We start from the raw sequence: 11735 nt of genomic DNA, 5'->3' as shown, positions 1-11735 counted from the left end.
ACCCTCGGCAATGTCGAAGCGCTTGTCCCAATCCGACGCTTCGCCGAGCTGTTCGCGCAGCGCGATGCCATCAAAGCCCATCGCATCGTCCAACCCGACCATGCGGTCGCGCAACTCACTCATCGGCAGGCCGAAGAATTGCCTGGCGCCAAGCGGCGTGAAATTGACCTGGACACAGCAGGCGGCGCCGAAGGATTCGATCATGACCGGGCCGGCATAGAGACCGGCGGCGAAGCTGGCGTAGCGATCGTTGTCGCCCGGGCTGCGGCCGAGCCCGATGGCGAAGGCTTCGGCGAAGCTGATCACCAGGGGTACGGTCAGCGAGGCATATTCGACCATGCGGAAATGGCCGGGCAATATTTCCCGATAGCCGCAGATATCCGTGACGATGCCTGCGAGCGGGGCGGCGGGTTTGCGCCGCACCATCTCGGAATGGAGGGCGGGAGAGCGAGTATCCTCCCGATGGCGCTCCGTCTCGTCGGACATGCCGCAAGCCTAGCAGAACACGCTCGCAAAAATCAAAAGCGCCCGGCAGGGCCGGGCGCTCCGAGTTGCTCCACACTTTTCCTGGATTGCTTTAGGCGCCGCGCATCAGGCAGCCGCCGGCGAGCACGACATAGGCGATGAGCATGATCCACACCGACGCGAGAGGAATGAACGCAAGAAGGCCGAGAGCGGCGAGAAGGCCGATGGCGGCGATGACCAACGAAATAATGAACACGATCTGCGTGGGCGCACTAAGATTCATGTCTGGTCCCTCCAACATGATTCGCAACACCCGAATTCTACCAGCAGGACAGTCACACACCAATGAGTTGGCGTAGGGGATTGGCCGGGTCGGCAAGCAGCTTCACCGCCAGCGCTACACACACGATCACCAGCAGCGGCTTGATCAGTCTTGCGCCGATTTTGATGGCGAGGCCTGCGCCGAGGCGGGCGCCCAGAAACTGGGCGACACCCATCATCAGACCGATCTTCCAGTCGATGACGCCGACGGCGGCGAAGACGACGAAGCCGCCGATGTTGGAGGCGAAATTGAGCAGCTTGGTGTGCGCGGTCGCCTTGAGCAGACCATAGCCGGCAAGGCTGACGAAGGCGAGCATAAGGAACGAGCCCGTGCCTGGGCCGAACAGACCGTCGTACAAGCCGATGGCAGGCACAACCGTTAGGCCGAATAGGAGCGGTGACAGACGCTCTGCGCGGTCAACGTCGTTCATGTTGGGTTTGAACGCGAAGTATAGAGCGATCGCGATCAAGAGAACCGGCAAAAGGGCACGCAGGAAGTCGCCGGGCACGATCGTCGCCAGCAGGGCGCCGATGGCGCCGCCAACAAGGGCCAGCAGTGCGGAAGGCAATTGTCGGCGCAAATCGACCTGGCCGTTCGCGGCATAGTGGATCGTGGCCGAGCCGGACCCGAACATGCCCTGCAGCTTGTTGGTGCCGAGCGCTGCCACCGGAGAGAAGCCCGCCAGGAGCAGCGCCGGGATGGTGATCAGGCCGCCACCGCCGGCGATCGAGTCGACGAAGCCCGCCGCGAAAGCGGCAGCGGTGAGCATGAAGACAGTCTGCAAGGTAAGGTCGATCATCGGGCTGTGGGTCAAGGCGGGGGACGGCTGCTTCCATCATGCTTAGACAGTTTGCGCAAGACCGATTCCACGCTAACAATTTCAACGGAATCGCAAGGGGAGGCTTACGGCGATGGCGCTGCTCGACCAGATACGTTCGATCTTCGACGGCGACCCGGGCGTGCGCAAGGTAGCGGACGATCCGGTGCTGTCGGCCGAGCTTCTGATGCTGTTCCGGATGATCCTGGCCGACGGCGCGGTGTCGGAGAGCGAGATGGTCGCCTTCCGGCACATCTGCAAGGAAGCCTTCGGCATTCCCGAAGCCTCGATCGACAGCGTCGTCGAATATCTCAACGACTACGGCTACGAGACCAACGGCTCACAAGCGATCGCGCTGTTCCGCGACCTCGATGTCGAGCGGCGAAAGCTGCTTGCGCGCCACATGGCCGAGATCGCGAAGGCGGATTCCAAGCTTGCCGAGAGCGAGGTGAAGCTGCTGCGTCGCACGCTCGACTTGCTCGACATCAGCCCGGTGGATTTGGTCAAACCGGAGGGCTGAGCGCGGGCTCGCGGCTTACCCTTGTTCCTGCATGCGTCGCGCGATCGCACGGTGAAGGTCCGGCGCCGCCGCGACCAGCGCCTGCGCGGCTTCCGAGCGCGGGCTGTCGAGCACATCGGCCGTCCTGCCGCGCTCGACTATCTTGCCCTCATGCATGACCAGCACTTCGTCCGACATGGCGCGGGCAACCGTCAGGTCATGGGTGATGAACAGATAGGCGATGCCGAGCTTCTGGTTAAGCTCGGCGAAGAGGTCGAGGATCTGGGCGCGGATCGAGACATCCAGCGCCGAGACCGGCTCGTCGGCGACGACCAGTTTCGGGCGGGTGATGATGGCGCGGGCGATCGATAGGCGCTGGCGCTGGCCGCCCGAGAATTCATGCGGATATTTGTCCATGTCGCGCGGGCCGAGTCCGACCTCATGCAGCGCATGCGCGACCATCTCGCGCCGCTCGGCTTTCGACGGCTGGGTCTCGAGAAGATGCAACGGCTCGGCGACCAGCTTCTCGACCTTCTGGCGTGGATCGAAGGAGCCGTAAGGGTCCTGGAAGACAACCTGCATGTCGCGCCTGGCCGGCTTCAGCTCGGCCTCTGACTTGCCGGTGATGGTTTGGCCGCGAAAGCGGATTGAGCCCGCCGTCGACTTGTCCAATGCCAGGATCATGCGGGCGAGCGTGGATTTGCCACAGCCGGAACGGCCAACGAGGGCTACCGACTGGGCCGGCTCGATGGTTAGCGATACATCGTCGACGGCGTGGATTGGCTCTGCCGCTCGGAACAAGGATTTGCGCCGACCCGGATAGTCGCGGCTCAGGCCTTCGACTTCGAGCAGCGGCTTTGCCGAACCGGCAAGGTGTTTTTTGGGCCGCGCCGGCACATGCATGGAAGCCAGCGCCAGCTCGCGCGTGTAGGGGTGGTGTTGTGCCGACAGCGTGCGCGCGGTGTCGCCGGCTTCCATCACTTCGCCACCGCGCAGGATGGTCAGGCGGTCGGCCATCTCGGTCACTACCGCAAGGTCGTGCGAGATGAGCAGCAGGCCCATGCGGTTTTCGCTGACCAGATCGCGCAGCAGGTCGAGGATCTGCGCCTGCAGCACCACATCGAGCGCCGTGGTCGGCTCGTCGGCAATCAGCAATTTTGGCTTCAGCGCGCAGGCGATGGCGATGACGACGCGCTGGCGCTGCCCGCCGGAGAGCTCATGCGGGTAGCGCGACAGTGGGAACTTGGCTTCCGGCAGGCCGACACGGTCGAGCATTTTTCGCGCGCGATCCTCGGCCTCGGCGCGGCCCGCCCTGGTGTGCCAGCGAATGCCCTCGGCCACCTGCTCGCCGATGGTCTTGACTGGATTGAGCGCCGTCATCGGCTCCTGGAAAACCATGCCGATGTCGTCGCCGCGCAGCGCGCACATCTGGTCCTCGCTCGCTGCAAGGAGGTCGATGCCGTCGAAAGTGACGCGTCCGCTGGTTTGAGCTAGATGCGGCAGCAGGCTCATGATCGTCAGCGCCGTCATCGATTTCCCGGAACCGGATTCGCCGACCAGGCCGACCACCTCGCCAGGCGCAATCGCAAGCTCGACCTGCTTCAGGATCCGCGTTCCGCCGATGACAAGCGATAGGTTCTCGATCTGGAGCAGGCTCATCGCCGCCGCCGCGATTTCGGATCGAGGATGTCGGCGATGCCGTCGCCGAGCAGGTTGAGCCCAAGCACGGTCACGATGATCGCCATGCCGGGAAAGATTGCCATCCACGGCGCCGTCACCATCCGCGTCTGCGCGTCGAACAGCATGCGGCCCCAGCTCGGCATTGGCGGCTGCGCGCCCAGGCCCACATAGGAAAGCCCCGCTTCGGCGAGGATGCCCAGCGCAAACTGGATCGTGCCCTGTACCAGCAGCAGCGTCGCGATGTTGGGCAGGATGTGCTCGACAGAAATCTGCGTCATGCCCTTGCCGGCAGCGCGCGCGGCGAGGATGAATTCGCGCGGCCAGATCGCCAAGGCGCCGGCGCGGGCGACGCGCGCGAAGACCGGGATGTTGAAGATGCCAATGGCGATGATGGCGTTGACGGCGCCCGGCCCGAAGATGGCGGTGATCATGATCGCCGACAGTAGTGCCGGGAAGGCGAAGACGAGATCGTTGATGCGCATCAGCGCCTCGTCGGCAAGGCCGCCCCGCGCCGCCGCGAAGGCGCCGAGCGGCACGCCGATGCCCATGCCGATGCCGACCGCCACCAGCGCTACCGCGATCGAGTTGCGTGCGCCGACCATGATCATCGAAAGGATGTCGCGACCGAAATGGTCGGTGCCGAACCAATGCGTCCACGAGGGCGCCTGCGTCTTGTCTGCGATGACCAGCTTGGTGACGTCGTAGGGCGTCCATGCAAAGGAGAGCAGCGCAATCGCGGCCACCAGCAGCGTGATGGCGAAGCCGATCAGAAAAGAGCGGTTGCCGAAGGCTTTGGCCAGAACCCCGGCAAGCGTTTCCTCGGGCAGGTCGACGCGCATTATCATTGCCGGCCCCTGAGCCGCGGATCGACAACGGCGTAGGAGAAGTCGACCAGCAGATTGACGGCGATCACGGCGGCGACCAGCAGCATGACGACGCTCTCGACGACGATCAGGTCGCGCTGGGTGATGGCTTGGAAAACCAGCCGTCCAAGCCCCGGCAGATAGAAGACATTCTCGATGATGATGGTGCCGGCAAGCAGGAACGCGAATTGCAGGCCGATAATGGTGAGCACCGGGATCATGGCGTTGCGCAGCGCGTGGCGCCAGAGCACGGCGCGGTAGGGCAGGCCTTTGGCGCGGGCGGTGCGGATATAGTCTTCGTTGAGCACCTCGATCAGCGCCGAGCGGGCGACGCGCGCCAGGATCGCCGCCTGCGGCAGCGCCAGCGCCACCGCCGGCAGCAGCAGCGATTTCACGGCCGGCCAGATCCCGGCGCCCCAGCCAGGAAACCCACCCGCCGGCACCAGCCGCAGCCAGACGGCGAAGAGATAGATCAGCATCAGCGCGAACCAGAAATTCGGCACGGCAACGCCGAGTTGGGCAGCGCCCATGGCGAATGTGTCGCCGGCCCGGCCCTGGCGGCCGGCGGAAAACACCCCGACCGGAATGGCTATGACGGTCGACAGCGCCAGCGCGATTAGCGCCAGCGGCAGGGAAACGACGACGCGCTCACCCACGAGGTCGATGACGGGAACCGAATAGGTGTAGGAGCGACCGAAATCGAGACTGAGCAACCCGCCCGCCCAGTGCAGGTAGCGCAGGACAAGCGGCGGGTTCAGGCCCATCTGGTTGCGCAACAGCTCGACCTGGTCGGCGCTGGCGTTGAAGCCCAGCATCAGGCGCGCCGGGTCGCCAGGCAGGATTTCCATCACCGCAAACACCACCATCGAGGCCAGCACCAGCGTGATGGTCGCGATGATGAGGCGCTTGAGGAGATAGGTGGCCATGGGAGGCGATCAGGCGACCGCGCCGGCGTCAATCCGTCCACTTCACCTTGGTAAGGTCATTGGCCTGAATCGGTGCATTCTCCCACAGGCCCTGCAGCTTCGCGTCCCAGACCCCGACCTTCGGCAGCTCGTAAAGGAAGCCGACCACGGCGTCGTCGGCGAGGATCTTCTGCGCCTCTGCCAGCAGCTCCTTCCGCTTCGCCTCGTCCGAGGTCAGGTTGAGCTTGGCGATGATGGCATCGAAGGCCGGGTTGTCGTAGTTGAAGTAATAGTCCTTGCGCGAATAGATATCGATGTCGTTCGGCTCGGTGTGGGAGACGATGGTGAGGTCGTAGTCCTTCTTGGTGAAGACCTGATCCAGCCATTGCGCCCATTCGACGGGGATGATCTCCAGATCGATGCCGACATCGCGCAGCTCGGACGCGATGATCTCGCCGCCAAGCCGCGCATAGGACGGCGGCGGCAGCTTCAGCGTCGCCTTGAAGCCTTTTTCTAGGCCGGCTTCCTTCAGCAGTTCCTTGGCCTTGTCGACATTGTGCGGATAGAGGCCGGTGAGGTCGACATAGTCTTTGTTGGCGGGCGACATATGCGAGCCGATCGGCACTCCCAGGCCCGCCGAGGCGCCGTCGATGATCGCCTTGCGGTCGAGCGCGAAGGAGATGGCCTGGCGCACCTGGAGCTTGTCGAAGGGCGGCTTCTTGTTGTTGATCGAAAGAATCGTCTCGCCTTCGGTGGAGCCGATCACCACTTTGAAACGCGGATCGTCCTTGACCTGAGAGACGCTGTCGGGATCGAAGAAGGGGAAGGCCTGGATGTCGCCCGAAAGCAGCGCCGGCACGGCGGCGGCGGCGTCGGGTACGATGCGGAACTCGACCTTGTCGAGCGCAACCGGGGCACCCCAGTAATTATCCGACTTCACAAGCGTGATCGACGAGCCCTTGGCCCAGTTCTGGAACTTGAAGGGGCCGGTGCCGACCGGCTTTTCCTTGTTGGTGTCGGCCGATTTCGGCGACACCATCACCGCGTCGCCCCAGCCCATATTGTACAGGAAGGAGCCTTGCGGGTTTTTCAGCGTGACCTTCACCGTCGCCGGATCGACGACATCGACCTTGTCGATCTGCGCGAACAGCCCCTTTTGGGCGTTGACCGAATTGTCGGCCCGGGCACGGTCGAGAGAGAATTTCACGTCGTCGGCGCTGAAATCGCTGCCGTCGTGGAATTTCACGCCGGTGTGCAGCTTGAAAGTGTAGATCTTGCCGTCATCCGAGATGGTCCAGCTTTCGGCAAGGTCGGGGATCACCTCGCCGTTCGGACCGATGCGGGTGAGACCTTCGAAGACATTGGCGTAGAGCACCTCGTCGATGGCGGCGGCGGCGCCCGCGGTCGGATCGAGATGCGGGGGTTCGAGCGGAATGCCGATGACGAGGTCGGTACGGGCCGAAAATGCCGACGTGGCGGCCGCGAAAGTAAGCACAGCGGCGGCCAAAATGGTCTTCCACAATCTCATTGCCGAACTCCCATGCGGTCAAACGGACAAGCCCAGCGGATAGAAGCGTGATTTGGCCTGTGAGTAAATTGCGTTTCGTGCTGCCGGGTGGCGCCAAGCGAAATGTTTTTCCCGATCAGCCGGTCGTACCGCGCAGCAGCACGTCGAGGCCGATCGCCATCACCTTGGCCGCGTCCACCATGTCGGCGATGCTCACCCATTCGTCCGGCCGATGCGCGAGATCGAGGATGCCGGGGCCATAAGCGATGCAGTCGTAGATCTGGCCAATGCGGGCAACATGCTTCTGGTCGTAGGTACCGGGCGAAATGACGTATTCCGGCTCGCGGTCGAAGATTTCCATGATGCCCTTGGCGACGGCTTTCACCACCGGCGCGTCGCGCTCGGTCATCAGCGGCAGCACCTCCATCAGGTCGCGGATCTCGTAGTCGAACTTTTCTCGCTCGCGCTTCAGCCGGTCGAGGATGCCGGTGACTTCACCCTTGACGGTGGTGAGGTCTTCCTCGAGCAGGAAGCGGCGGTCGATGGTCAGCCGGCAGGAATCCGGCACGTTGGGCGAGGGCAGTCCCGGCCGGAAATCCTCGGTCTGGCCGCCATGGACGGAATTGATGTTCATGGTCGAGCGCCGGGCGCCCTCGGGCACCACCGGCATGCGCGTCACCTTGCGGTCGAGCGCCGGGAAAAGCTCGTCCTCGAAGGCCTGCACGACGGCACCCATATGGCGCACCGCGTTGTCGCCGAGGAACGGCATCGAGCCATGCGCGATCTCGCCCTTGGTCTCGATCTCGGCCCACCAGACCCCGCGATGGCCAAGGCAGATGCGGTCCTTGTTCAGCGGCTCGGGGATGATGACGTGGTCGACCTTCGGCTTCGAGAAATAGCCGAGCTTCGCCAGATGGGCGACGCCGCCGAACCCGCCGGATTCCTCGTCGACCGTGCCGGATATCTCTATGGCGCCGGGAAAGTCGGGATAGACCTCCATGAAGGCTTCGGCGGCAATGACAGAAGCCGCCAGCCCGCCTTTCATGTCGCAGGCGCCGCGGCCGTAGACCCTACCTTCCTTCACCAGGCCGGCGAAAGGATCGACGGTCCAGCCTTCGCCGGCCTCGACCACGTCGATATGCGAGTTGAAATGGACGCAGGCACCGGGCGAGCGGCCGTCGAAGCGGGCGACGACATTGACGCGCGGGTAGCGGTCGGTGTCGCCGGGCGTGCCTTCTGCGCGAATGAATCCGGTTTCGAAGCCGAGCTTCTTGAGGCGTGCGCCAAGATACTCGGCACATGGCCGGTAGGCCTCGCCGGGCGGATTGACGGTCGGAAAGCGGATGAGCTCGGCGGTCAGCGCGATCAGGTCGTCGACCCGGTCATCGACGGCCCGGAGGAGTCGTTCATTCATCCTGCTGATTGAAGAAGCAACGCGGCGCTTTTGCAAGCTGCCTTTCGCGGTTGCCGGACAATGATTGAGGGCAGGCTCGCGCTTAAACCGTTGAGAGTGGGCGGCGGCCCAGCAACTATGACGGGAAATCATTCAAATTCGCGAAATCGAATTGGCGAATTTGTCAAGGAGTGTGTGGTACTTAACGCACCTGCCGGCGAAAATGATGGAAAAGAGACCACGTGATGGCAGGGGGCAATCGAAGGGGTTCATCGCATGAAAAAATCCAGCCTCATGGCGGCCGTGCTGGCAACCACGTTGCTCGGCACTTCGATCGCAAGCCGGGCGGCTTCGCTGGTCGCCAATATCGACGTCTCGACGCAGACGATGACCGTCAGCAGATACGGCCAGGTGCTGTATCGCTGGAATGTATCGACGGCCCGAAGGGGCTACTTCACACCGCGCGGCAGCTACCGGCCGCAATGGACCGCGCGGATGTGGTACTCGCGCAAGTATGACAATTCGCCGATGCCGTATTCGGTGTTCTTCCGCGGCGGCTACGCCATTCACGGCACCGGCGCCGTGAAATATCTCGGGCGTCCGGCCTCGCATGGCTGCGTGCGCCTGCATACGGCCAATGCCGCGACTTTCTATTCGATGGTGAAGGAAGCCGGCTACGGCAACACGCGAATCGTCGTCACCGATTGAAACGGGCCGGAGAGGGCTGCCTAGGCCGCAGGCAGCATTTGATGGCTGCGCCTGCTCGGAGCGTTGCAGCAATGCCGCACATGCTTCAAAAACAAGCAGCTTATACTAGCGTGAGCATCGCCGGAGCTGGTTTGCATGACGGCGCAGTGGTAAGTACGAAGCGTTGTTCTGGCTGCTTGGGGACTTTAATGTATCGATTTCTATTGAGCGCTGCGATCGCGGCAACCGCAACCTCGGCTTTTGCTGCCGATGCACCCGTTCTTCTGGACCAGGAACTCGCGCAGCCGCATATATCAGGTTATGGCGAAATCTATCTCGGAGGTCTCTATTTCGCGACCCCCGGGGACGACTCGGATGGCACGACTGCCGGCGGCGCCGTTCGGGTGAATTTCCCGATCGACGCCCGCTGGAACATCCAGACCGACGCGGTGATCGATTCGCTTTGGGTCGAAGGCACGAACATCTACAGCTACGGCGGTGCGATCCACGGTTACTGGCGTGATCCGAGCTCATATGCGCTGGGTGGATTTGCTACGATAAACGGATTTGGCGGCGATAACGGCATCGGTGACGCAGACCTTTACACTTTCACCGTCGGCCCGGAGGCACAGGCCTATTTCGGCAACGTGACGATCTACGGCCAAATTTATTATGGCCAGTTGCGGGCCAGCGGCTTTTCGGAGCATTTGGACAACTGGGGCGGCCGTGGAGTGGTGCGCTTCTTCGCCCAGGACAATCTCCGTTTCGATGGCGAACTCGGGTTCTCGAGGCTTTCCGCGGATGGTGGCCACCTCGATACTGTCACAGCCGCCTTGCAGGCTACATACAGGTTCGATGGGACGCCGTGGTCGGTATTCGGGCGCTACCAGTTGGATCACCTGACCATCTCGGAGGCTTCAGGCAGCGTGAACATCCACAAATACGTGGTTGGCCTGCGGGCAAGCTTCGGCTCGGACACACTGCTTTCCGAGGATCGCAACGGTGCCACGATGGATACGTTCCGGCCGAACTTCACCATCCCCGCTCCGCTTTGAGACAGCAGAACCTGGAGCCGCGTGGACTTAGTCCTCGCGGCCCTTCGTTGCGCATGGCACGCAACACGGCTAGCAGAAAGTTATCTCCTAGCGGTTTAGCGTTTGATCCAGACGAAAGCGATCTGAACGTTCTGGGCCGCTTTAGCTGATCTTGGCCCGCTCACGCCGCTTACGTCGCCGGCCGCTCATCTCCCAGCGCTTGTGGAACCACATCCACTGTCCGGGATCCTCGCGCACCCAGCGCTCAACGACGTCGGCGAGCAGCTGCGCGGTGGCGTGAACATCGACGCTGCCGGTTTCGGTGCGCGGCAAGTCGAGCTTGTCTTCGATTTCCAATCGGAAACGGTTTCCCGGCAGCCTGACGCAGCGCGCCGGATAGACATCGCAGTCATAGTGGCGGGCGAGCATCCCCAGCACGGGATTGCTCTGGCAGGGGCGACCAAAGAAGGTCGTCTCGACGCCGTTCGTGAATTTCTGATCGACCAGCACGCCGATATTGCCGCCGTTTTCCAGGATGGCGGCAAGGGCGAACGATGCGCCGGTCGAGGACGGCAGCAGGCCTCCCATGCTCGAGCGGCGTGTCGAGTGGATGTAGTCGGCAAGGTAGGGATTGTTGGGCGGGCGGAACAGTGCCGTGATGTTCATGCCGAAGGTGGCGGCGGCGACCGGCAAAAGCTCGAAATTGCCGAGATGGCCGGTGAACAGGATGTGCGGCTTCTTTTCGCCTGCGATTTCGACGAAATGCTCGATACCGCTGACCTCGACCCGGCCCGGCTTGGCGGCATTCGGGTCAAAATCGAAGAGGGCATCGAGGAAGATGTATTCGGCGGCAAGCCGGGCCATGTTGCCCCACATGTCGGACGCGATGGCCTCGATTTCGGCATCGCTCTTTTGCGGATAGGCAAGGCGCAGATTGTTGACGGCTACCCTGTGCCGTCCGACCATCGGCCCGATGCGGCGGGCGACGCGGTCGGCGAAGTTGAGCGCGCTGTCAGGCGGCAAAAGGCGCAGCAGGCCGATGATCGCCATGGCAAGCCGCGCCACCAGCCAGTGCTCCATTTGGCGTAGCCGCCGGCCATAGCGGAACATGAAGTCCCGGCGGGCTTTCTTGAGTACCTTGCCGACCATCTTGTCTTAGGAAACGCGAAGAATGATCTTGCCGAAGACGTCGCGGCCTTCCATGCGCTTCAGCGCGGCGTCGATGTCGTCGAAGCCGACTTCGGTGTCGATTACGGGCGCGACGAGACCGGCCGCCATCTTCTGCATGGCATCGGCCATGTTCTCCATGCGGCAGCCGAAGGAGCCGAGCAGCTTCAGCTGTTGCTGGAAAAGCTGCATCAGATTGACCTGCGTCGAGACGCCGGAGGTCGAGCCGCAGGTGACGAGGCGGCCGCCGCGCTTCAGGCACAGCATCGAGCCGGCAAAGGTGTCGGCGCCGACATGCTCGAACACGACATCGACGCCCTTCTTCTTCGTCAGCTTGCGCACCACGCCTTCGAAGCGATCCTCGCGATAGTTGATGACATGGTCGGCGCCAAGCGC

Annotated in this window: 13 protein-coding genes; 3 read left to right on the top strand and 10 right to left on the bottom strand. The window is 63.0% G+C overall.

The genetic code is table 11. The features are described from left to right. From EOA60_RS05190 to EOA60_RS05180, 3 genes are all read right to left on the bottom strand, one after another. A partial coding sequence (locus EOA60_RS05190) for a DUF6597 domain-containing transcriptional factor (protein WP_348632702.1) occupies positions 1-486 on the bottom strand: 486 nt, incomplete at its 3' end. 91 nt (positions 487-577) lie between these two features. Then, complete coding sequence (locus tag EOA60_RS05185; RefSeq protein WP_082954093.1) at positions 578-748, bottom strand: hypothetical protein; 171 nt, start codon at positions 746-748, stop codon at positions 578-580. Between the two features lie 52 nt (positions 749-800). Next, on the bottom strand, positions 801-1586 hold the full coding sequence (locus tag EOA60_RS05180) for a TSUP family transporter (protein ID WP_067329380.1): 786 nt from the start codon (positions 1584-1586) through the stop codon (positions 801-803). Between the two features lie 112 nt (positions 1587-1698). On the opposite strand from EOA60_RS05180, the gene EOA60_RS05175 reads away from it, so the two are divergent. Next, positions 1699-2124, top strand: a complete 426-nt coding sequence (locus tag EOA60_RS05175; protein WP_066999766.1) for a TerB family tellurite resistance protein — start codon at positions 1699-1701, stop codon at positions 2122-2124. A gap of 15 nt (positions 2125-2139) precedes the next feature. On the opposite strand, the gene EOA60_RS05170 is transcribed toward EOA60_RS05175, so the two are convergent. From EOA60_RS05170 to EOA60_RS05150, 5 genes are all read right to left on the bottom strand, one after another. After that, on the bottom strand, positions 2140-3762 hold the full coding sequence (locus EOA60_RS05170; RefSeq protein WP_095825656.1) for a dipeptide ABC transporter ATP-binding protein: 1623 nt from the start codon (positions 3760-3762) through the stop codon (positions 2140-2142). Then, positions 3759-4628, bottom strand: a complete 870-nt coding sequence (locus EOA60_RS05165; protein WP_095825655.1) for an ABC transporter permease — start codon at positions 4626-4628, stop codon at positions 3759-3761. Before EOA60_RS05165 ends, EOA60_RS05170 begins: the two co-directional genes overlap by 4 nt. Continuing rightward, a complete protein-coding gene (locus tag EOA60_RS05160) occupies positions 4625-5572 on the bottom strand; it encodes an ABC transporter permease (RefSeq protein WP_127335184.1) in 948 nt (315 codons plus the stop codon). Before EOA60_RS05160 ends, EOA60_RS05165 begins: the two co-directional genes overlap by 4 nt. 28 nt (positions 5573-5600) lie before the next feature. After that, positions 5601-7079 (bottom strand): ABC transporter substrate-binding protein, encoded by a 1479-nt coding sequence (locus EOA60_RS05155; RefSeq protein ID WP_095801922.1) that lies wholly within the window; start codon positions 7077-7079, stop codon positions 5601-5603. A 115-nt stretch (positions 7080-7194) separates the two neighbouring features. Continuing rightward, a complete protein-coding gene (locus tag EOA60_RS05150) occupies positions 7195-8472 on the bottom strand; it encodes an acetylornithine deacetylase/succinyl-diaminopimelate desuccinylase family protein (protein ID WP_095825653.1) in 1278 nt (425 codons plus the stop codon). Between the two features lie 255 nt (positions 8473-8727). On the opposite strand from EOA60_RS05150, the gene EOA60_RS05145 reads away from it, so the two are divergent. Then, on the top strand, positions 8728-9159 hold the full coding sequence (locus EOA60_RS05145; protein ID WP_066999783.1) for a L,D-transpeptidase: 432 nt from the start codon (positions 8728-8730) through the stop codon (positions 9157-9159). 203 nt (positions 9160-9362) lie between these two features. After that, positions 9363-10193 carry a hypothetical protein gene (locus EOA60_RS05140; protein ID WP_095801920.1) on the top strand — a complete coding sequence of 277 codons (831 nt, stop codon included), beginning with the start codon at positions 9363-9365 and terminating at the stop codon, positions 10191-10193. 141 nt (positions 10194-10334) lie between these two features. Here the strand turns inward: EOA60_RS05140 and EOA60_RS05135 are convergent, their stop codons facing one another. Together EOA60_RS05135 and EOA60_RS05130 are read right to left on the bottom strand one after the other, a co-directional pair. Continuing rightward, entirely contained in the window at positions 10335-11321 is a 987-nt protein-coding gene (locus EOA60_RS05135; protein WP_095825652.1) for a lipid A biosynthesis lauroyl acyltransferase, read from the bottom strand. A gap of 6 nt (positions 11322-11327) precedes the next feature. Next, on the bottom strand, positions 11328-11735 hold a 408-nt coding region (locus EOA60_RS05130), incomplete at its 5' end, for a zinc-binding dehydrogenase (protein ID WP_164899191.1).

Source organism: Mesorhizobium sp. M1A.F.Ca.IN.020.06.1.1, from assembly GCF_004023265.1.
Taxonomy (GTDB): domain Bacteria; phylum Pseudomonadota; class Alphaproteobacteria; order Rhizobiales; family Rhizobiaceae; genus Mesorhizobium.
This window is presented reverse-complemented; position numbering and strand designations above follow the sequence as displayed.